The organism is Sporosarcina luteola (assembly GCF_023715585.1).
GTDB classification, from domain to species: Bacteria; Bacillota; Bacilli; order Bacillales_A; family Planococcaceae; genus Sporosarcina; species Sporosarcina luteola_D.
Genome location: NZ_JAMBOK010000006.1, coordinates 32,950 through 53,579 on the forward strand (window position 1 = coordinate 32,950; position 20,630 = coordinate 53,579).

Genomic DNA, 20,630 nt, shown 5'->3' on the forward strand with positions numbered 1-20,630 from the left:
CGGATATAGTATGCATCATGCTTGGACATTTTATGCAAAAGTTCCTTTAGACGGAATCCGCGGGTGAGGGTTCCTTAATTGACGAATGCAAAATCCTCATCATCTCTTCCAAGACGTCGAATTCCGTCTTTTTGCCTGTATGGCGCTCATCCACCGTTATGATAAGCCTGCCGTCTTCCATCGTAAAGCCGACAGCACGACCAAATTCCATGGAGTCGGAAACAATTTTTGATCCATCCGTCTTCGCCGTTCCTTCTTCAGTTAAACGGATTTCAATGACAGAACGTTGTTTTTTAATCGATTCGACACCCGCCATGCGACCCCATGCCTTTATCCTTCCGACACGAAGCAACAGGTCGGCTTCAAGCGGCAAGTCGCCGAACCGGTCGGTCATCTCATCGACGAGCTCGGAGTAATCCTCCTCGCTTTCAATGGCTTTCACCCGTTTATACATTTGGATCTTCTGGAATCCGTCTTTAATATACGAATCCGGTAAATAGGCATTGATAGGCAAGGAAATTTCGACATCCTGAATTTCGGATTTTACGATGCCTGTCTGTTTCTCCTCGATCGCTTCCTGTAGCATTTGCGAATAAAGGTCAAATCCGACAGAGTCGATGAAGCCGTGCTGCTGGGAGCCTAACAAGTTCCCCGCGCCGCGGATCGACAAGTCCCGCATCGCGATTTTAAAACCAGATCCGAGTTCCGTGAATTCCTTGATCGCCTGCAGTCGGTTCTCCGCCACTTCTGTCAGCACTTTGTCCCGCTGATAGAGGAAGTAGCCGTATGCGACACGGTTGGACCGGCCGACCCGACCGCGCAGCTGATACAGTTGAGATAAGCCCATTCGGTCCGCATCATGGACGATGAGCGTGTTGACGTTCGGAATATCAATGCCCGTCTCAATGATCGTCGTCGTGACGAGGACATCGTATTCGCCTTCCAGGAAGCTTAGGATAACGGACTCGAGCGTCGACTCGGTCATTTGCCCGTGCGCGAAGGCGACCCGCGCTTCCGGAACGAGTTGCTTGATTTCATCGACTTTACGGGTCATGTCTTCGACGCGGTTGTATAGATAGAACACTTGGCCGCCACGTCCCAATTCCCGCTCAATCGCTTCCCTCACAAGACCGAAGTTATGCTCCATGACATATGTCTGGACCGGGAAACGGTTCGCTGGAGGTGTTTCGATGACGGACAAATCCCGGACGCCGAGCATCGACATGTGCAACGTCCTTGGAATCGGCGTCGCAGTCAATGTAAGGACGTCCACATTCGTTTTCAGCTGCTTCAGTTTCTCTTTGTGTGTCACGCCGAAACGCTGCTCTTCATCGACGATGAGCAAGCCCAGATCTTTATACGCGACGTCCTTTGAAAGGAGGCGGTGTGTGCCGACAACGATATCGATTGTTCCAGCCTTCAAGCCTTTCAATGTTTCCGTCTGCTCTTTACGTGTGCGGAAGCGGTTCAATAAAGACACTTCCACCGGAAATCCGGAAAATCGTTCCTTCATTGTTTCGTAATGCTGTTGGGCAAGGATCGTCGTCGGGACGAGGAAAGCGACTTGCTTGCCGTCGCCAACTGCCTTGAAGGCAGCACGGATGGCCACTTCCGTCTTCCCGTATCCGACATCACCGCAAAGAAGCCGGTCCATCGGACGCTCTCTCTCCATATCCCGTTTTACTTCCCCGATGGAACGCAGCTGATCTTCCGTCTCGTCGTATGGAAATGCATTTTCGAAGGAGCGCATTAGATCATCATCTTCAGAGAATGCAAACCCTTTTTCAGCCTCGCGCTGCGCGTAGAGCTTGATCAGATCGTCCGCAATATCCTTGACGGCGGATGACACTTTGCTCTTCGTCTTTTTCCATTCAGCGCCCCCGAGTTTATGGAGTTTTGGCTCCCTCTCCCCGGATGCAACGTATTTCTGAATCAAATCGATTTGATCCGCCGGGACGAAAAGTTTGTCTTCTCCCCGATAACGGATATCAAGATAGTCTTTATGGACGCCGCCCACTTCGAGTGTCACAACGCCATAATATTTACCGATTCCGTGGTGGACGTGGACAATATGGTCACCAGGTTTGATTTCCGAATAGCTTTTGATGCGTTCCGCGTTTGTCATTTTTTGCGGACGTGCTTTCCGTTTCGGTTTCCCTTTGAACAGCTCCGAGTCCGTAATGACCGCAAGATGTTGGAACGGCAATTCAAATCCCGCGGATAGATCTCCTTCAATGATGGAGATCGTTCCTGCGTCTGTCGGCTTGCCGTTCACCACAGCATTCATCTCATAATCTCTGAGAATCGATTGCACCTTCGCCATCCGCTCTTTCCCATCGGCAACGATGAAGATATTATATTTCCCTTGCTGCCAACGTTCCATTTCGTTTTTCAACAAGTTCATCTGCCCATGGAATTCCTGCATCGGTTTGCAGGAGAACGAGACCGTTTTCTTTAGGACGATGCCCGGCACAGCCCTCACGAACAAGGACAAGTACGACTTGGGCTGATTAAGCATTTTATGCATCTCTTCGAATGAAAACGAGAGTTTCGCGTCATGAACAATCTTGCCTTCCTCGAGTAGCGTCAGAAACCATTCCTTCTCTTCACTTTCAAGAGAGGAAGACACTTCAAGGATCCGTCCAATTTCATCGAACAGAACAATGCCGTTGTCGGGAAAATAATCACCGAGATAGGATGGGACACGGTCTGAAAACGATACATGCTTCATCATCCCTTCCGGAGTGATGCCGTCTCGCAACAGGCCGATGTCCCGGGTTATATTCATCGTAAGGGACTCTTTTGCCTCTTCATTTTTCATCCGCTTCAGGCTTGCACGAAGGGCGTCCTCCAAGTTCGAGGCAATTTGAGACAATTCCGCGGCGTCCCAAACGTATTCTGTAGCAGGAAGAATTGTCACTTCTGTCAGTTTGTCGGTTGAGCGCTGATCTTCCGCGGAGAACATCCGGATGGAGTCTACATCCGTGTCGAACAGCTCAATCCGGATGGGGTTTTCCATATTCAATGGATACACGTCCAAAATGCCGCCCCTCAGAGCGAAATCTCCCGGCGCGGTCACCATCTCCTGTCTCCCATAGCCCATTTCCACAAGCTTCCGGATGCATTCGTCCACATCAATGCTGTCATCCAGATGGACGGACAAGGAGTTTTCGAGCCATCTCTCTTTCGGAGGAAGTAGTTTCTTCATTCCCGCGACAGGCGTGATATAGACTCCCTTGCCGATTCGCGCCATATGATCGAGCGTATCTATTCGGTTTGCGCGCAGTTCATAACTGGACACAGAAAAATCGGCAGCGATCAATTCCTCTGCCGGATACAAATGAACGAGTGATTCGCCGAGCATCTTCACAAGGTCTTCATATGTACGTTGTGCTTGAAGCATGTTGGGAGTGATGATCAGGATCGGCTTCTCTGCCGACTGCTGAACAGTCTTGAAAAAGACGGCCTTTGCGCCGCCCGACAGCCCGGCCAGCAATTGACGGTCCCGTCCTGTTTTTAACTCCTCAACTACGTTAGTAATCTCTTTGTCTTGTAGAAACAAATCTATGAGCGCATCCAATGATTATTTTCCTCGCTTTGCAGTAAATAAAGTTAAGTGAAAAAAGCTTTGCGCGTTCGATACGCCAAAGCAGAAAATTCTATTGCAGCCATTTCCGTAATGCATAGTAATCAGGATTCATTTGCAGCGACTGTTCACATTGCTCACAAATGCAACGCACCGTCATTTCACCATTCTCATCATATTCTAGAAACTGCTCCCCTTGTCCTTCTTCCGCCTTTTTCAGTTCCCGGAGGATCTCTTCGGCAGAAGCTAGCGGGATGCTGCCGACCTCTGTGTTGCAATGTCTGCATGAATAACGAACGTCATTCGGTTTCATCGGATTCATCGGCCCCTTTTTAACAAAGTATAGGCTAGTGAGCCGGCGATTATTCCTTATGAACCATTATAGTTATTCATTACATCTAAAAAGGGACTCTTTAGCCAATCCACACAGGCAGAAGCACTTTTTTCGACCATTTCTTCAATTAGCGGCTGTTCTTCCTTGCTGAAAGGGGACAGAACATAGTCTGCTACTTTCATGCCGCCAGTCGGACGTCCGATTCCGATGCGGATCCTGTTGAAGGAATCCGTGCCAAGATGGGCAATCAACGATTTCATGCCGTTATGGCCGCCAGCACTCCCTTTTTGCCGCAGCCGTAATTTGCCCGGAACGAGGTCAAGGTCATCGTACAGTACAACGATATCATCGAGCTCCACATCGAAGTAATCCATGAGCGGACCGACACATTCCCCGGACAGATTCATGTATGTCAAAGGTTTGACGAGCATCACTTTTCCTTCGGGACGGTGGATGATCGTATAAGCGCCGTTGAATTTTAATTGCATGGCAGGCGCGTCAAATCGACGAGCCAATTCATCGATAGCATGGAATCCGACGTTATGACGGGTTTTCTCATATTGCTTCCCCGGGTTTCCGAGGCCGATTATCATTTTCATGAGGCGTATCTTCCTTTTGAATTAATTATAAAAAGGGCGCACGCTTTGCACGTGCGCTCCAACTGTTGCTTATTATTCTTCCTCTTTGCCACCGATGACTTCCGGTTCTGCATTTGCAGCACCAGTATCAGCTTCAAGCTCTTCCAGTTCTTCTTCAGAACGTGGAGCGGAGATGGTAACAAGTGCATGGTCATCGTCATTCAGAATTTCGAATTTCGATTTCTCACGTATGTCCGCTACACTGAGGGTCTCTCCGATTTGCAATTCGGAAATATCAACTTCAAACGACTCCGGAATATCCGTAGGTTTGACTTTAATTTTCACTGCGTGGTTCGGCTGCTGCACAATGCCGCCTTCCTTACCGCCAATCGATTCGCCGATAAGTTGTACCGTGACATCGACTTCAAGCTCTTCAGCCATATCAATCGAAAGGAAGTCTGCATGGCGGATTTCGCCTTTTAAAGCATCTTCCTGAAATTCGTTCAATACGACATTCAATTTCTTGCCGTCGAGTTCTAGATTAATGACACCATTGCGTCCTACTTCACGCAATGTCTTCAATAGATCGCCTTCTTTTACGGCAATCGGCGTGTTTTTTACATTATATCCATAAACGACTGAAGGGATGAACCCATCATTTCTTAGTGCTGTTAATGCTGATCTCGTTTTTGTTTCTCTTGTTTTCGACTGAATTGCTGTACTCATTTGCGTAGTCACCTTTCCTGAAAAAAGTTATTCTATCTCTTGAAATACCCAAAATCAGACGACATGAAACTAACTAGATTGCTTATTCAAACAACGTGCTGACAGATTTTTCTTCAAATACCCGGATAACTGCTTCACCCAAAAGCTTAGCAATGGATAATTGCTTGATTTTCGGTGACTTTTTACCTTCCGGCAGTTCGATTGAATTCGTTATGACCAATTCTTTTATTTGCGAATTGTCGATCCGCTCGATTGCAGGGCCCGATAATACCGGATGTGTACAGCAAGCGTACACTTCCTTTGCGCCATTCTCGATAATCGCGTTCGCTGCGATTGTAATCGTTCCGGCAGTATCGATGATATCATCGATCAGGATAGCTGTTTTCCCTTCTACGTTCCCTACGATGCTCATCACTTCGGCAACATTTGGACGTGGACGGCGTTTGTCGATAATTGCAATTGGCGCCTTCATGCGATCAGCCATTTTTCGTGCACGTGTAACACCGCCATGATCCGGAGATACGATGACGAGTTCACTGCCCTCCAAGCCTTTTCCTTTGAAGTATTCCGTCAAAATCGGTTCTGCTACGAGATGATCGATCGGAATGTCAAAGAAGCCTTGGATTTGCGGCGCATGCAGATCGATGGCGATAACGCGGTCTGCACCGGCTTTTTCAAGCAAGTTGGCTACAAGCTTCGCCGTGATCGGTTCACGGGAACGTGCTTTGCGGTCTTGGCGTGCATATCCATAATAAGGCATGACAACATTGATTGTACGGGCTGATGCACGCATCAATGCGTCAATCATGATAAGGAGCTCCATCAGGTTATCATTGACTGGATAGGAGGTTGATTGGATGACAAAAACATCGCAACCTCGGATACTTTCTTCGATATTGATTTGAATTTCTCCGTCGCTGAAACGTTTGACGGAGCACTTGCCGAGTGGGCGTCCAATTTCGTCCGCCACTTCCTGTGCAAGTGATTCGTTGGAATTTAAAGAGAATATCTTCAGTTTATCATTAGGATAATGATTAGCCATCATGGTCCCCCTGGTTAGTTAAGATTTAATTTTGTTGCGTATCCTTCTTTATTCTCCTGGCGCGCGCGCCCAATTGCAAGTGAACTTTCTGGCACATCTTTTGTAATTGTCGATCCAGCCGCTACATAAGCGCCTTTTCCAATTTTTACAGGTGCAACCAGATTGGAGTTGCAGCCGACAAACACGTCATCTTCGATTGTTGTCGTGTGCTTGTTTTTACCATCGTAATTCACTGTGATCGTTCCGCAGCCGATATTGACATGCGTGCCGACTTCCGCATCACCGATATAGCTTAGGTGGGAAACCTTGCTTCCTTCCCCTAGCCTTGATTTTTTAACTTCGACAAAATTGCCGATTTTTACATTGTCGCTGAGTTTGGAATCCGGACGGATATGTGCGAACGGGCCAACTGTCGTACCGGACCCGATGAGGCTGTCCCGTACAACTGACGAATGGATGGTTGTATGATTGCCAATCTCACTGTTGGCGATATGACTATTCGGTCCAATGATACACTTTTCCCCGATGATCGTCTGTCCTTCGATCATCGTGCCTGGTTGAAGAACTGCATCCCGGCCGATTTTTGCATCTGCACTAATGTACGTGCTGGCTGGATCGATGATTGTAACACCGTTTCGCATATGGGTTTCCGCAATCCTTTGGCGCATCACTTTTTCCGCTTCCGAGAGGATGACCCTGTCGTTGATACCGATCGTTTCGCTGAAATCATCGGTTACATAAGCGGAAATCAATGCCTGTTCAGCCTTCAGGATGCCGATGACGTCAGGAAGATAGTATTCGCCCTGTGCGTTTTCGTTCTTCACTTTTTTCAAAGCATCGAACAGTGCGCGGTTGTCAAAACAGTAAGTTCCCGTATTGATTTCGGTTACTTCCCGCTCTTGTGGCGATGCATCCTTATGTTCGACGTTCCGAAGGACGTTTCCGTCTTCGTCCCGAATGATACGGCCGTAGCCTGTTGGGTCGTCAGCATGCGCTGTCAGGATTGTCGCTTTCGCCTTCGTGTCGGAGTGGTGCGCGATCAGTGCTTTCATCGTTTCCGATTTGATGAGCGGTGTGTCTCCGCAGACGACGAGCGTAATCCCTTCGAGTTCGCCTAGCCGGTCTTCCGCTTGCTGAACTGCATGTGCTGTACCGAGCTGTTCTGCCTGAAGGGCATAGTCACTCTTGGCACCGAGTGTTTCTTCTACCATTTCTGCGCCGTGGCCGACAATCGTTACGATTTTATCCGCGCCGATTCCGAGGATATGGTCGACAACGTGTTCGACCATCGGTTTTCCACAGACAGGATGCAATACTTTATATAAATCGGATTTCATCCGCGTCCCTTGCCCTGCAGCTAGGACGATGGCATATGTATTCGTCATTTGCTGGCCTCCATCCATTATTTCATTATTGACTATAGCCGAAAATAGTATAAATTTCAACTATACCCACTTGACAACGCGATGTAATTCTTTTAATATTGTTCTTTTCTTTTTTATTCCAATCAAAAAAGCACAAAACCTGAGAGGATCTCATGGTTCCGCGCTCTTTTTACATTCCATAGACTTACGCTCCTGCTTCTTCTAAAATTCCTTTTTCCTCGACCACGTGATAAGCAGTGAGGACTGCATCTTGGACTTTCATCCTTGCTGATGTATTGATGGGATGTGCGACGTCGCGGAATTCTCCATCCGGCGTACGTTTGCTTGGCATCGCAACAAATAACCCATCATTCCCCTCAATGACACGGATATCATGTACAACAAATTCACCGTCCAAGGTAATCGAAGCGATTGCCCTCATTCGACCTTCCGTCTCAACCTTCCTCAGCCTTACATCCGTCACTTCCATTATTTCCCCACTCCCTTTGTTGTTTATGTCTAGAATTTGTCTCAACGATTATATTCAACAAAAGTAAGCTTTTCCCTTTTATTTTTTCAAACTTTTTCTAAAAAACTTTTTACGGCACAAAAAAACGACGGCCTGCTCTTATTTACGAGCGGGCCGCCACTGTTATTTACTCGCCGGCGAGGGCGATGACTTCAATTTCTACTGATGCGTCCTTCGGTAATCTTGCCACTTCCACTGTTGAACGTGCGGGTGTATGTGATCCGAAATGTTGTGCATATACGTCGTTCAATGCTGCAAATTGGTTCATGTCTTTGATGAACACTGTCGCCTTGATGACTTGATCAAGGGAAGAGCCTGCCTCTTCCAATACAGCTTTCAAGTTTGCGAAAACTTGGTTCGTCTGCTCTTCAATCGTTCCTTCGACGAGCAGGCCGTCCGGTGTCATCGGAAGTTGTCCGGATGTGTACACCAATCCATTTACTTTCACTGCTTGTGCGTAGGGTCCGATTGCTTTCGGGGCATTTTCCGTTGCTACATAATTCATTCCGTCCATTTCGTTTTTCCACCCTTCATGAAATAGTTTCCTTCTTCAAGTTCGATTGTGCGATCCTTTTCATTTACCGCACGAAGCTTGACCAAGGATAGATAGTCTTCAACGAGCACTTCCTCCGTATGTTCCGCTTCAACAAGGACAGCAATTCCTGCAAGTTCGCAGTCGAATTCTTCGAGAAGATTCTTCATGCCTGCCATCGTTCCGCCCGCTTTCATGAAGTCGTCGGTGATCAATACTCTTCTCCCGCTCTTCATGCTTCTTTTTGACAATACCATCGTCTGGATGCGGCGCGTGGAACCGGACACATAATTGATGCTGACCGTAGAACCTTCTGTAACTTTGCTGTCCCTCCGGACGATGACGACAGGAACATTCAAATGGCGGGCTATCGCATGGGCGATAGATATGCCTTTCGTAGCGACCGTCATGATTACATCAATCTCCGTATCTCCGAATGCGGATGCAAAGACTTTTCCAATGCGGTCCATTATTTTGGGATCCCCTAAAAAATCCGTCATATATAAATAGCCGCCTGGCAACAGCCGATCCGATCGGCCAAGGTTTTCCTTTATGAGGGCCATCACTTCACGGACTTCCGTTTCGGAGACTTGCGGAATGTATTTCACTCCACCTGCAGCACCCGATACTGTCATCAACTTGCCTGTACCATTCTCTTCAAACGTCTCTTTAATAATTGCCAAGTCCTCACTGATGGACGACTTTGCAGCCTGATAACGTTCGGAGAAGAAAGTAAGCGGTATGAGTGTATGAGGATTATCCAATAGGTGACGCGTCATATCAACGAGTCTTCCGCTCCTTTTCCACTTCATGAGTAACAACCCCTAAACCCGAATGTTTTATTCGACATTATCATAATTGTACGCCTTTAATCAAGCAGAAAACGTTCCCCTGTCATTCTGACAGCATGGACTTCCTTGCAGAAGCCTTTTAATCCATTGTAAATTCTCGATACTCTCGCCTCTTGCCTGACAAACCCAAATACGGTCGGTCCGCTTCCGCTCATCAATACCGCGTCTGCCCCGAACTGCTCCATTTTTTCTTTCAGGACGACGACCTGTGGATGCAATTTCATTGTCACAGGTTCCAAAACATTGCCCAGGGATGCACACATTTTTGCGTAGTCCTCTGAATGCAACGCCTCGAGCATGCCAGCCGTATCGGGATGCTTAATGGAACTGACATCGAGATTGCGGTAGATGTCCGCTGTAGAGACGGAGATGGAAGGCTTTGCAAGGATGACCCAGCAGTTGGGCGGTGCCGGCAAATGCTCTATCTGTTCACCACGCCCTTTCGCAAGCGCTGTCCCTCCGTGAACGCAGAAAGAGACGTCCGAACCGATCTTTGAACCAATTTCCGCTAACTCATCCGCGCTCAGCTGCAATTTCCATAGCCGGTTTAATCCGCGCAATGTTGCAGCAGCATCAGAACTGCCTCCAGCTAGACCTGCGGCAACAGGGATTTTTTTGTCGAGCGTTATTTCAACCCCGTCGCGGATGCCGTATTTCCGTCTCAGCAGGTCTGCGGCTTGATAGGCCAGATTTTTCCGGTCATTCGGCACAAACCGCTCGGAGACTCTCATATTGATATGCCCATCATTCGAAGGGCGAAGCCAGACACGGTCAGCCAAGTCGACTGTCGTCATGATCATTTCAACTTCATGAAAACCGTCGGGGCGTTTATGTAAGACATCGAGTGTCAGGTTGATTTTTGCAGGTGCTTTCTCATATAACATCCAGCCCCCTCCATTCCAAGCTTGTCATTGTTCCCTATTTTACCATAGGGCGATTGGATTGCACCTTGAAAAATTACAAAAGCTGAGAGTGGGTGCTAAGAGGCAACCGGATTCTTGTTGAAACGGTTGAGTCAAAGGTCCCGAAACGACCATAAATCTTGGGAAATGATCGATATATACCGGGAAATGATCGATATTTCCTTTGAATTGATTGATATATGCCGGCAAATGATCGATATCTGTCGGGATTTGATCGATATATTTCCGAATGAAAATCTCAAAACATTATTTTGCCCCTAAACAGGGATTTCAGCTGAAAGAAAAGAGCTGCACGGCGTCTGTAACGACAACCATGCAGCTCCTTCTTTGTCAGTCGTTCATGAGATGGGTGGAACTTAGCTGTCGTTCCTTCTTTCCGCCATTCCACGTTCGGCCATCTGTATGGCATGCTTCACCATATTACCGGCGTCACGCGACTTGATGCCTCCCCAACCTTCCCGCTGAACAACATCGTAAAAGCCAAGCTCTTTCGCAATCTCTTCCTTCAAGTGCTCAGACATTATACTCCGTCTTCTCGCCATTAGGTTTTCCTCCTTTTCGACTGACAACTTTAGTATGGGCAATGGCAATAAAAAAACACCTATGCGTCTCCGTTAAGGGATGCATAGGTGTTTTTAAATAAAAAACAATACATGATTGCTATAAAAAACTATTTGACGATGAACTCGGTGGCGTCTCCGTCATCCAGAACTGTTATTTCGACTGCTTCAGTCAAAATATCCGCGTAGCTGTAAGACACCCTTTCAAAAGCATTCTCATCCTGGTCCAGTTCAACAACAAAAACTGCCCGATACGTCTCACGAAGAACTCCGGCACGTTCGATTGTTTTCTTACGGCCGCCGTTTGCTCTTAAGTGCAAACGTTTCCCCAAATGAGCATCCAATGACTTCTTAATGTCCGCTAATGTTTTTGGCACGTCGCTTACACCTCACTGGATACTAGTATAACACTTTTAAAAAGTTCTGTCAATTAAAAGAAGAATTTTATCAGTAAAACGTTGTCATTGTCAATTCTTTTTTTGCTTTTTTCAATTGATTAAGCTAAGAAATGCCCTGTTATCATAGGTTTTTGAAATCTGCATACAAGGCGTTCGATAACTCTCCGAACTCTTCAATGGATAGCGTCTCGCCTCTTCTCCCCGGATCCATGCCAATCCGCTCAAATGCTTCAAGAATCTGCTCCTTCTTCGCCTTCCCGTCTGGCAAGGAGGATTGCAGGTTGTTCAGCAGTGTTTTTCTCCGTTGAACAAATGAACCTCTCGCCACCTTGAACAGGAAGTCTTCGTCTTTCACTTCTACTGGGGGGCCCGCTTTTTTTGTCAGATTCAAGACTGCAGATTCGACATTCGGCTGCGGGATGAATACCGTTTTCGGCACAATCATCGCTACTTCGGCATCCATGTAGTATTGGACAGCAATCGATAACGACCCATATGCTTTCGTGCTAGGGGATGCCGTAATGCGATCCGCAACTTCTTTTTGCATCATGATCACCATGCCGCGTATCGGAACTTTTCCTAGCAAAAATTTCATGATGATTGGCGTCGTCACATAATAAGGTAAGTTTGCTACGACAACAATATCGTCAAATCCGCTGAACTGCTCCTCAATCACTTGATTCAAATCCGCCTCTAGGACGTCCTGGTTGATGATGGTGACGTTATCATACGGCGATAACGTATCTTCCAACACAGGAAGCAGACGGCCGTCGATTTCAAAGGCAACGACCTTTTTCGCAGTTCTCGCGAGGTGCTCCGTCAATGCCCCGATGCCGGGACCAATCTCGATGACACCCGTCTTGTCTGTCAAGCCGGCGTGCGATACGATGTTGCGTAAAATATTCGGGTCTATTAAAAAGTTTTGACCTAAGCTTTTTTTAAATGAAAACCCGTGCTTCTCCAAAATTTCCTTTGTTCTTATCGGCGTTGCGATATCCCTATTCATGGCCATCCTCCTCGTGCAGGACTTTTAATGCCTCCATTAATTGATGTTGCCCAATCCGGAACATTTCAAGTCTCTTTTTTAAACCTTTACCGTTCACTTGTCCAATTTGCAGTATTTCGCTTAGCCGATCACGGCGTTTTTTTGCATCGGGATGACCTACGAGCCTTTCATCCAACAGGAACCGTAGAGGAATCTCCTCAACGGGCTGGACATCGACGGAGTAGACCGCTTCAAGAGCTTTTTGGATGTCCTCATCCTTCGCATGCTCGATGCCGAGCCCTCGCCCGTTTTTGGCGATTGTTTTCGATTTCTGCAGAAAGGCGTGTTTGACGCCTGGAATCCGTTCCTCGATGACGGATCGGATTCTTCTGCCCGGAAAGTCGGGATCGGTAAATACGATGACTCCGCGTGTTTCCTGGGCGCGGCGGATTTTATCCAATGTCTTTTCATCGATTGCAGACCCGTTCGTTTCGATTGTGTCAGCGCCTGTTGCCCTTTTGATGGCAATCGTGTCGGATTTTCCTTCGACGACGATAATTTCCTTAATGTTCACGGTGACCCTCTTTTCGTTAGGTTACGATTGTTTAATTTTACGTGTTCTTGCGCGCGTTGTACAGTGACTCCCTTACATATCACTAACTACTGGATTTCCGTTCCAGGCGGGCGCTTTCCGCGGGCACGGCTTCAATCTCCTCGTCACTGCGTTCCTGCGGGGCTTTCAGCTCGTGCTGTTCCCGCAGGAGTCGCCGCCTTCCACTCCAATCCGCTAATTCCGTATCAATTATAAATAATATAAAATAATAAAAAAAACCGTAGGACTTGTTAAGCCCCACGGATCGATGTGGAAATAAAATGATTACTATGGAATTAGTCGATCACTTTAACTTTCACGGTACGACGGCCGAAATTGTACGCTGCCGCCTTTGTCGGGACGTGAAGGTCGATCTTCTTCCCTTTTATTGCACCGCCAGTATCCCCTGCGATGGCATATCCGTATCCTTCAACCCAGACTTTCGAGCCGAGCGGTATGACGCTAGGATCCACCGCAATCACTTTCAGATTCGGATTGGCCCTCAGATCGATGCCCGTTGCCGTGGTCCCTGTACAGCCGTTGCAGTGCGCAGTATAGGCTGTGGCGGTTACATAAAACTCTTTCCCGTCGGAGGGTGCTGCTGAACTGCCCCGAGATACAGCGACATTGGACTTTTTAGTGCTGGCGCTTGCCACTACTACTTTGGAACCGACCGCAACAACTTTCTTTTGCGGTTCCTGAATGACTCTTTCACTCAATAACGTTCGAGATACTTCCTTGCCATTCTCTTTGACAATTTCAAACTTGCGTTCAACGGATCCCTTCTTGCCTTCTTGGACGATCTTTTCGCGTCCCTTCAGCAAATTGGCATCGCTTTTCGTTACGACCGCAAAGTTTGTTGGTTCTTCCACTACATCGGTGACCTTTTCTACGCGTACGACTTCAACTATTGCACCCGGCTTCAAGAATTCGTCCGCTTGCAGGTTCAGCTTGTCGTTTTCATTCAATTGAATGTTTTCTCTCTTTAAAAAGTCAGCGACCGTAGTCGAAGTTGACCACATTTGTTTCTCATTCCCGCCATCGATAAGCGTCAATTGGAACGCCTTTTGAACATTGATCTGTAGATCTTCCCCAAGGTTTTCATTCAGATCTGGCGTAACCATGTCATGCTCGGTAAGGTTAATGTCAGCCTCGGCTAAAATATCGCCGACTTTCTGATCCGTCGTCCAAATCGTTTCTGTTTCCTTGTCTGATTGAATCTCTACTTTCTTTGCCTGTTCCCACCTGATCGATAATCCTCTCTCGATCGTGGTATTCACTGAGGGTGTTACTAAATCGTGTTCGGCAACTTTAATATCCTCACTGGATAGAAGTTGCCCAACTGTATGTGCAGATGTTTTTATTTCAATTTGCTCATCGTTCACTTGCAGTGTGACCGATTTCTTGGATATTTCGTGAAGAACAAGTGAAATGATTGAAACGAATAGCGCAAACACAAAAGTAACAATCGCTATTTGTTTACTCCTCAATGACATCGAGAACAGATTTTTCATGGTGCTTTTTGTCATGAAAAAACTCCTCCTTTATCACTCGGCAAATTATATAGCTTCCCTATCTTCGTGTCAACCTATTAGATATTCAACAATTTCCATTGAGAATCGCTGAATACAGTCGGGAAGCTATACAATCACCCTTCGCATTACTTCGGAATACGGAAGATCTTCAACGCATTTTCAGTCGTTCGTTTTGCAACTTCTTCAATTGGAATTTCCTTCAGACGCGCAATCTCCTCCGCCACAAGCGGGACGAGTGCCGGCTCATTCCGTTTGCCTCGGTGAGGGTGAGGTGCAAGGTATGGAGCATCCGTTTCAATTAATAAATGATCCAGTGAGATCTCGGCTGCGACTTGCTTCGGCATTTTTGCATTTTTGAAGGTGACAGGGCCGCCAAGCGATATGAGGAAATTCATATCTATGCATTCTTTCGCAGTTTCAATGCTACCCCCGAAGCAATGCATGATGCCACCCGTTAATTGAGCTTCCTCTTCCTTCAGGATCCTGACGACATCCCCGGTCGCATCGCGATTATGGATAATGACGGGAAGATTGACCTTTTGTGCAAGCCGGATCTGCTTTCGGAACAATTCCTGCTGAATATCCCTCGGCGATTTGTCCCAGTAATAATCCAGACCGGTTTCCCCGATACCGACAACTTTCGGATGTGCCGCCAGAGATTCAATCCACTCCAGATCCTTGTCAGTACAATCAACCGCATCTACAGGATGCCAGCCGATGACAGCGTAAATGAACGGGTATTGCTCGGCAAGCTCCATCGCTTTCTCGATCGTCACCCTGTCGAAGCCGACGACGACCATTTTATTGACCCCCGCGTCAAGTGCTCGTTGAATCACTACTTTTACGTCTTCGTTATATTGGTCTGCATTTAAATGAACATGAGTATCGATATACATGTATGCGTCTCTCCTCACAGATTTCATTCTATTTCAATGGATTATGACTTTCGTTACAATATGTTAACAAAATGGTTAAAAGATAAAGACGGCGCCTCTAATAGGAAACGCCGTCTTGTTTTATTCACTTCACTTGTGCACCATTTTCCAATGTAGGATCGACTGTAGCCAGTTTTAGAACCCCATCGGAACTTCCGGCCAATATCATTCCTTGTGACAGTTCGCCGCGTAGTTTCACCGGTTTTAAATTGGCGACGACGATGACTTTCTCGCCAATCAATGCTTCCGGTTCATAATGTTCGGCTATGCCAGAGACGACTTGACGCTGTTCATAGCCCAAGTCGAGTTGAAGCTTCAGCAGCTTGTCCGCTTTCGGTATTTTTACACATGCGGTCACGGTTGCGACACGTAAATCGACTTTCATGAAGTCGTCGATCGTGATTTCTTCTGCTTCTTCTTCGATTTTCACTGGCTCTTCCACCTGCTTTTCCTGAGGAGCTGTAATTGCCATCTGGTCACGGATATAGACGATTTCAACTTCAGGGTCTAGACGCGGGAAAATCGGCACCCCTTTTTCCACAACTTTCGTTCCTTCAGGAATCGCCTTGAAATCTCCCAGTGTCTCCCATGCCAACATCTTTTCATCCAATCCAAGCTGTTCGATGATCTGAATCGGCGCCTTCGTCATGAAAGGCTGCAAGAGCACTGCAATTTGTCGGAGCGATTCAGCAAGATGGACCATGACAGATGCCAATTTCCCTTTATCCGCCTCGTCTTTTGCAAGTACCCATGGAGACGTTTCATCTACATATTTATTCGTTCGTGAAATGATTGTCCAAAGCTCAGAAAGGACGACGCTGAATTGCATCTTCTCCATCGCAGTTTCGTATTTTTCGATTGCATTTGTCGTGAAGTCACGCAACACACTGTCGAACTCGGTCGCTTCAAGGCCTTCAGTCGGAATGACGCCGCCGAAATATTTATTGATCATGGAAACTGTCCGATTTAATAAGTTTCCAAGGTCATTGGCTAAATCATAGTTCGTGCGCTCCACGAATGATTCAGGGGAGAACGTTCCGTCTTGTCCGAACGGCAATTCCCGAAGAAGGAAATAGCGCGTCGCATCCAAGCCATATCGCTCAACGAGCATTTCAGGGTAGACGACGTTCCCTTTTGATTTCGACATTTTTCCGTCTTTCATCATTATGAAGCCGTGGGCGAACACTTTTTTCGGCAACGGCAAATCAAGCGCCATGAGGAAAATTGGCCAATAGATCGTGTGGAAACGTACGATATCTTTCCCGACGACATGTACATCAGCCGGCCAATACTTATTGAATAGCGTTTCATCATCAGACCCATAGCCGAGCGCCGTAATGTAATTCGTCAATGCATCGACCCACACGTAAATGACATGCTTTGGATCCCCTGGCACTTTAATGCCCCAATCAAATGACATACGGGAGACAGATAAGTCTTCAAGGCCCGGTTTGATGAAGTTATTGATCATCTCATTTTTCCGGGATTCCGGTTCGATGAAATGAGGGTTGTCCTCATAATATTTCAAGAGCCTGCCTGCATACTTCTGCATATTGAAGAAGTATGATTCCTCCGCAACCCTTTCCACCGGACGATGACAGTCTGGACAGTTGCCGTCCTCAAGCTGGGCCTCCGTGAAGTAAGATTCACAAGGAACACACTTCCAGCCCTCGTACTCACCTTTGTAAATATCTCCGTTATCAAGGAACTTTTTAAAGATCTTCTCGACGGCCGCTTTATGCCGCTCCTCCGTCGTTCTGATGAGGTCATCATACGAGATGTCCATCAGTTTCCAAAGATCGATGGCAATATCAGCAATTTGGTCTACATATTGCTGAGGGGGAAGACCTTCCTCTTCCGCTTTCTCCTGGATCTTCTGCCCGTGCTCATCCATTCCCGTGAGGAAATGCACATCGAAACCGCGCAATCTTTTATAGCGGGCCATCGCATCTGATGCGACGGTCGTGTAAGCTGTTCCAATATGAAACTTCCCACTTGGATAATAAATGGGGGTCGTGATATAAAATGTCTTCTGCTGTTCTGCCACCAAAATACCTCCTGTGTTTCAATCTATACTATCCATATTACTTAAATTTCAACAAAAGTGCTATGTAGACACGCACTAAATCATCATTTCACGCATAAACCACTCGAAATAAGCAGAAATCGTAAGAAATACTCATAAATTTGACTAGCGACGCATAACTGTCAATAAATGCTTATAAACCGCTTCAAATGCGCATAAATGCAAAATTTCATGTTTTTAAATTTACTTATTAATGCTCAATCCAACTACTATTCCCATCTCCCTACATACAAACCTGACGGATTACTAAATACCTTGTCTTTAGTATAAAAACAAACATCCAAAGTCCTTTTTCCCTCAAATAATCTATTATTCTATACATAGTATTAAGCGGGTTTTATTGACGTTAAATGGAAGACTTGGTATGATACTTGATAGACAAGAGAAATATGTCGAATCTTGCCGAAAATTTAAATCTTTTAGGAGGAATTCCTTTAATGAAATCTACTGGAATCGTTAGAAAAGTCGACGAGCTTGGACGCGTCGTCATTCCAATTGAACTTCGCCGCACACTTGGCATTGAGCAGAAAGATGCTTTAGAAATCTACGTCGATGACGACAAAATCATCTTAAAGAAATACATGCCGAACATGACTTGTTCAATCACAGGAGAAGTGTCCGACAATAACTTGCAGCTTATTGACGGAAAGCTGATTTTAAGCCCTGATGGCGCTAAACAACTCATTAAAGAGATCGAAGAAAAGATAAAATAACATTATTCCATTAATAATGATTTGAATCCAGAACAAGTACCCGTTCTGGATTTTTATTATACATTCCCGTTCACATGGTACTCTTGATAGACATCCCTTTTGGAAATTCCTCTTTCCGTTGCCACAAGTTTAATTGCTTCCTTAGATGAAATGTTCTCCTTTTCCATCATCATATCTACATGGGACGGAATGCTCAGATCCTCCCACCACACCTCTGTAATTTCTTCTGCGTTGTCATTTCCTGCCAATGCAATACAGAATTCTCCTCTTATCTCATTCGATTCGGTCCAGGAAACGGCCTCCTCAAGCGTACCACGGAGGAACTCCTCATATCGCTTCGTCAATTCTCTTGCCAAGACGACTTGGCGTAAACCGCCGAAAGCTTCCGACAAAGCCTTGACCGTTTCCTTCAATCGATGAGGCGCTTCATACAGGAGTATAGTCTCCTCCTTTTGCTTCAGCTTTTGCAACTGTTCATTGCGCTCCTTTTTCTGCCGCGCCAGGAAGCCATAGAAGGAGAATGGCTGTGTCTGCAGTCCGGAAGCGACCAATGCACTGATGGCTGCGTTGGCTCCAGGGACCGGAACGACATCAAATCCTTCTTCAATCGCTTTCGCAGCAATATCATTCCCCGGATCGGATATGCAAGGCATCCCCGCATCACTGACCAAGGCGACCGTCTTCCCTTCCGCCAGTAGGGACAGGATTTTCTCGCCGCCTTTTTCTAAATTGTGCTCATGGTAGCTCATAAGCGGCGTTTTTATCTCGAAATGATTGCAAAGCCTGATTGTATTCCTCGTATCTTCCGCAGCGATCATATCAGCTTCCTGCAGAATTCTGATTGCGCGGAATGTCATATCCTCCAAATTGCCGATCGGCGTCCCGACGAGAAATAGCTTTGCAACACCGGCTTCAGCGCTCTTCTGTGATTTCATCGATATGTTGCCCCTTTCTCATATATCGTTCCTTAGCAGGACGTGTCAATTGCTTGAATTGATACTCAGCCCGCATCGCCTCTTGCTTCGTTTCATAGCCTTCCCGGTAAATGAGGCGGACCGGTAGCTTGGCACGCGTATATTTCGCGCCCCTTCCTTCATTATGGGTACGGATGCGCTTTTCCAAATCATTTGTATAGCCTGCATAGTAGGACCCGTCATTGCATTCAAGGACATAGAACAGATGCTCATTCATCTTGTCCATATAATAAAAGCCTCACTTCTTCCGTATACTCCCCGTCATCGCCATATACATAAAGGGGCGGCAATATTTTCAAATCGGGCTTGCCGTCCTTAATCCCTTCAATTAGCAACGTATTCGCCTCTTTGCCTTCCTTCGGGTACACGAAACGGATCCTCTTCGGTTCCAGCCTGTTCGCCCGCATTGCTGTCACAATATCCAGCAGCCTGCCCGGGCGGTGGACGAATGCCGCTTTCCCGCCTTGCTTCAGCAGCTCACTGGCGGACTGTACGGCTTGTTCTAGGGTCAGGCGGATTTCATGCCTTGCAATGGCGACATGTTCTTTCAAGTTTTTCTCACTCGCTTCGATAGCGGGGAAATAAGGTGGATTGCAAGTGACCGTGTCATATTTTTCAAAGCCGATCTTTTTAGCAATGCCGATCACATCATCATTCATAATTGTGATCTGTTCATTCAACTTATTATAGCCAACGCTTCTCTGCGCCATATCCGCGAGCCTTTCCTGCAACTCCACCGCCACGATATCTGCATTCGTCCGGGCACTTAGGAAAAGAGGAATCGCTCCGTTTCCTGCGCATAAATCGACAATCTTCCCCGAACGGATCGGTACATATGCAAATTTCGCAAGCAGGACTGCATCAAGTGAAAAAGAAAAGACGGAAGGACTTTGAATGATTCGAAGGTTTTCCGCCAGTAGATAGTCCAGTCGTTCATCATCTTTCAATAAATTCTCCATTCGGTCACCCTCCAATAAATAAAAAAGAGCCGATGCCTACATGGTTATAGGATCGGCTCATCTCAAGCATTCTGTTTGCTCAGGAAGGATAGGCAGAACAAACAATCTTCCCCTTTACGACTGCTTCCGAAATGGACATTGCAGACGTGGTATCCTTCATTGTATATCCTGGCCAGGTTGTCCACCCCTTCGCCGATATCGACTCTATGGGGCTTCTCAGGCGGTCGTTTTTTATTCATCAACTGCGTTTGGTCAGTCAATTCTTCAAGCCGCGTCCGGAGATGATGGTTTTCCAGTTGAAGTGAGTGGTTCTCTTCCGTCATCTTCGCGACAAATCCAATGAGTTCCCGGAATTGCTCATGCATGGCTTCGAGCTGCTGCTCAAACTCCATCACTCTGTCGAGAAAGTTCCCTTCTTTCAACTATTT

The 20,630-nt window shown here is 46.7% G+C and carries 22 protein-coding genes; 1 reads left to right on the forward strand and 21 read right to left on the reverse strand.

The genetic code is table 11. The features are described from left to right. Window positions 1-46 precede the first annotated feature (46 nt). The 17 genes from mfd to metG all read right to left on the reverse strand — a co-directional run bounded on the left by mfd (window position 47) and on the right by metG (window position 17,517). Window positions 47-3,580 (reverse strand): transcription-repair coupling factor, encoded by a 3,534-nt coding sequence (mfd, locus tag M3193_RS16160; RefSeq protein WP_251629862.1) that lies wholly within the window; start codon window positions 3,578-3,580, stop codon window positions 47-49. 79 nt (window positions 3,581-3,659) lie between these two features. Next, window positions 3,660-3,908, reverse strand: a complete 249-nt coding sequence (locus tag M3193_RS16165; RefSeq protein ID WP_251629864.1) for an anti-sigma-F factor Fin — start codon at window positions 3,906-3,908, stop codon at window positions 3,660-3,662. A 47-nt stretch (window positions 3,909-3,955) separates the two neighbouring features. Beyond that, window positions 3,956-4,519, reverse strand: coding sequence for an aminoacyl-tRNA hydrolase (gene pth / locus M3193_RS16170; protein WP_251629866.1), 564 nt, complete (start codon window positions 4,517-4,519; stop codon window positions 3,956-3,958). A 72-nt stretch (window positions 4,520-4,591) separates the two neighbouring features. Further along, a complete protein-coding gene (locus M3193_RS16175) occupies window positions 4,592-5,224 on the reverse strand; it encodes a 50S ribosomal protein L25/general stress protein Ctc (RefSeq protein ID WP_251629868.1) in 633 nt (210 codons plus the stop codon). 82 nt (window positions 5,225-5,306) lie between these two features. Further along, on the reverse strand, window positions 5,307-6,266 hold the full coding sequence (locus M3193_RS16180) for a ribose-phosphate diphosphokinase (RefSeq protein ID WP_251629870.1): 960 nt from the start codon (window positions 6,264-6,266) through the stop codon (window positions 5,307-5,309). A gap of 14 nt (window positions 6,267-6,280) precedes the next feature. Beyond that, entirely contained in the window at window positions 6,281-7,651 is a 1,371-nt protein-coding gene (gene glmU, locus M3193_RS16185) for a bifunctional UDP-N-acetylglucosamine diphosphorylase/glucosamine-1-phosphate N-acetyltransferase GlmU (protein ID WP_251629872.1), read from the reverse strand. A 184-nt stretch (window positions 7,652-7,835) separates the two neighbouring features. After that, the gene (gene spoVG, locus M3193_RS16190) at window positions 7,836-8,120 is read right to left on the reverse strand and encodes a septation regulator SpoVG (RefSeq protein WP_251629884.1); all 285 of its coding nucleotides are present in this window, start codon (window positions 8,118-8,120) and stop codon (window positions 7,836-7,838) included. 166 nt (window positions 8,121-8,286) lie between these two features. Beyond that, complete coding sequence (locus M3193_RS16195; protein WP_251629951.1) at window positions 8,287-8,664, reverse strand: RidA family protein; 378 nt, start codon at window positions 8,662-8,664, stop codon at window positions 8,287-8,289. Continuing rightward, complete coding sequence (purR, locus tag M3193_RS16200; protein ID WP_251629886.1) at window positions 8,661-9,503, reverse strand: pur operon repressor; 843 nt, start codon at window positions 9,501-9,503, stop codon at window positions 8,661-8,663. The genes M3193_RS16195 and purR overlap by 4 nt, the downstream gene beginning before the upstream one ends. A 56-nt stretch (window positions 9,504-9,559) precedes the next feature. Further along, window positions 9,560-10,426, reverse strand: coding sequence for a 4-(cytidine 5'-diphospho)-2-C-methyl-D-erythritol kinase (gene ispE, locus M3193_RS16205; RefSeq protein WP_251629888.1), 867 nt, complete (start codon window positions 10,424-10,426; stop codon window positions 9,560-9,562). A 395-nt stretch (window positions 10,427-10,821) separates the two neighbouring features. Continuing rightward, entirely contained in the window at window positions 10,822-11,007 is a 186-nt protein-coding gene (locus tag M3193_RS16210; RefSeq protein ID WP_060205970.1) for a small, acid-soluble spore protein, alpha/beta type, read from the reverse strand. A gap of 128 nt (window positions 11,008-11,135) precedes the next feature. Then, a complete protein-coding gene (veg, locus tag M3193_RS16215) occupies window positions 11,136-11,402 on the reverse strand; it encodes a biofilm formation stimulator Veg (RefSeq protein ID WP_251629891.1) in 267 nt (88 codons plus the stop codon). A gap of 142 nt (window positions 11,403-11,544) precedes the next feature. Beyond that, complete coding sequence (rsmA, locus tag M3193_RS16220; protein ID WP_251629893.1) at window positions 11,545-12,429, reverse strand: 16S rRNA (adenine(1518)-N(6)/adenine(1519)-N(6))-dimethyltransferase RsmA; 885 nt, start codon at window positions 12,427-12,429, stop codon at window positions 11,545-11,547. After that, window positions 12,422-12,982, reverse strand: coding sequence for a ribonuclease M5 (gene rnmV / locus M3193_RS16225; RefSeq protein WP_251629895.1), 561 nt, complete (start codon window positions 12,980-12,982; stop codon window positions 12,422-12,424). Before rnmV ends, rsmA begins: the two co-directional genes overlap by 8 nt. Window positions 12,983-13,296: 314 nt before the next feature. Then, window positions 13,297-14,529, reverse strand: coding sequence for a G5 and 3D domain-containing protein (locus M3193_RS16230; RefSeq protein ID WP_251629897.1), 1,233 nt, complete (start codon window positions 14,527-14,529; stop codon window positions 13,297-13,299). Between the two features lie 131 nt (window positions 14,530-14,660). Then, on the reverse strand, window positions 14,661-15,431 hold the full coding sequence (locus M3193_RS16235) for a TatD family hydrolase (RefSeq protein WP_251629899.1): 771 nt from the start codon (window positions 15,429-15,431) through the stop codon (window positions 14,661-14,663). Between the two features lie 124 nt (window positions 15,432-15,555). Then, window positions 15,556-17,517: a methionine--tRNA ligase gene (metG, locus tag M3193_RS16240; RefSeq protein ID WP_251629902.1), complete on the reverse strand. Its 1,962-nt coding sequence runs from the start codon at window positions 17,515-17,517 to the stop codon at window positions 15,556-15,558. A 476-nt stretch (window positions 17,518-17,993) separates the two neighbouring features. Between metG and M3193_RS16245 the strand changes: the two genes are divergently transcribed. Beyond that, on the forward strand, window positions 17,994-18,269 hold the full coding sequence (locus M3193_RS16245) for an AbrB/MazE/SpoVT family DNA-binding domain-containing protein (protein ID WP_251629903.1): 276 nt from the start codon (window positions 17,994-17,996) through the stop codon (window positions 18,267-18,269). Window positions 18,270-18,325: 56 nt separating this feature from the next. On the opposite strand, the gene rsmI is transcribed toward M3193_RS16245, so the two are convergent. From rsmI to yabA, 4 genes are all read right to left on the reverse strand, one after another. After that, window positions 18,326-19,204: a 16S rRNA (cytidine(1402)-2'-O)-methyltransferase gene (gene rsmI, locus M3193_RS16250; RefSeq protein ID WP_251629906.1), complete on the reverse strand. Its 879-nt coding sequence runs from the start codon at window positions 19,202-19,204 to the stop codon at window positions 18,326-18,328. Beyond that, window positions 19,182-19,469: a GIY-YIG nuclease family protein gene (locus tag M3193_RS16255; protein WP_251629908.1), complete on the reverse strand. Its 288-nt coding sequence runs from the start codon at window positions 19,467-19,469 to the stop codon at window positions 19,182-19,184. The genes rsmI and M3193_RS16255 overlap by 23 nt, the downstream gene beginning before the upstream one ends. After that, window positions 19,453-20,202, reverse strand: a complete 750-nt coding sequence (locus tag M3193_RS16260) for a tRNA1(Val) (adenine(37)-N6)-methyltransferase (RefSeq protein ID WP_251629916.1) — start codon at window positions 20,200-20,202, stop codon at window positions 19,453-19,455. Before M3193_RS16260 ends, M3193_RS16255 begins: the two co-directional genes overlap by 17 nt. Window positions 20,203-20,264: 62 nt before the next feature. Further along, window positions 20,265-20,624, reverse strand: coding sequence for a DNA replication initiation control protein YabA (yabA, locus tag M3193_RS16265; protein WP_285852049.1), 360 nt, complete (start codon window positions 20,622-20,624; stop codon window positions 20,265-20,267). Between the last annotated feature and the right edge of the window lie 6 nt (window positions 20,625-20,630).

Bases quoted from the DNA above. Each gene is read 5' to 3' on its own strand.
- rsmA (WP_251629893.1), bottom strand. From the start codon at position 12,429: ATGAATAGGGATATCGCAACGCCGATAAGAACAAAGGAAATTTTGGAG.
- M3193_RS16195 (WP_251629951.1), bottom strand. From the start codon at position 8,664: ATGAATTATGTAGCAACGGAAAATGCCCCGAAAGCAATCGGACCCTAC.
- M3193_RS16235 (WP_251629899.1), bottom strand. From the start codon at position 15,431: ATGTATATCGATACTCATGTTCATTTAAATGCAGACCAATATAACGAA.
- M3193_RS16230 (WP_251629897.1), bottom strand. From the start codon at position 14,529: ATGACAAAAAGCACCATGAAAAATCTGTTCTCGATGTCATTGAGGAGT.
- M3193_RS16210 (WP_060205970.1), bottom strand. From the start codon at position 11,007: ATGGCGAGAAGACGGAGTATAATGTCTGAGCACTTGAAGGAAGAGATT.
- M3193_RS16175 (WP_251629868.1), bottom strand. From the start codon at position 5,224: ATGAGTACAGCAATTCAGTCGAAAACAAGAGAAACAAAAACGAGATCA.
- purR (WP_251629886.1), bottom strand. From the start codon at position 9,503: ATGAAGTGGAAAAGGAGCGGAAGACTCGTTGATATGACGCGTCACCTA.
- spoVG (WP_251629884.1), bottom strand. From the start codon at position 8,120: ATGGAAGTGACGGATGTAAGGCTGAGGAAGGTTGAGACGGAAGGTCGA.
- M3193_RS16180 (WP_251629870.1), bottom strand. From the start codon at position 6,266: ATGGCTAATCATTATCCTAATGATAAACTGAAGATATTCTCTTTAAAT.
- ispE (WP_251629888.1), bottom strand. From the start codon at position 10,426: ATGTTATATGAGAAAGCACCTGCAAAAATCAACCTGACACTCGATGTC.
- glmU (WP_251629872.1), bottom strand. From the start codon at position 7,651: ATGACGAATACATATGCCATCGTCCTAGCTGCAGGGCAAGGGACGCGG.
- M3193_RS16260 (WP_251629916.1), bottom strand. From the start codon at position 20,202: ATGGAGAATTTATTGAAAGATGATGAACGACTGGACTATCTACTGGCG.
- pth (WP_251629866.1), bottom strand. From the start codon at position 4,519: ATGAAAATGATAATCGGCCTCGGAAACCCGGGGAAGCAATATGAGAAA.
- rsmI (WP_251629906.1), bottom strand. From the start codon at position 19,204: ATGAAATCACAGAAGAGCGCTGAAGCCGGTGTTGCAAAGCTATTTCTC.
- M3193_RS16255 (WP_251629908.1), bottom strand. From the start codon at position 19,469: ATGGACAAGATGAATGAGCATCTGTTCTATGTCCTTGAATGCAATGAC.
- M3193_RS16165 (WP_251629864.1), bottom strand. From the start codon at position 3,908: ATGAATCCGATGAAACCGAATGACGTTCGTTATTCATGCAGACATTGC.
- M3193_RS16245 (WP_251629903.1), top strand. From the start codon at position 17,994: ATGAAATCTACTGGAATCGTTAGAAAAGTCGACGAGCTTGGACGCGTC.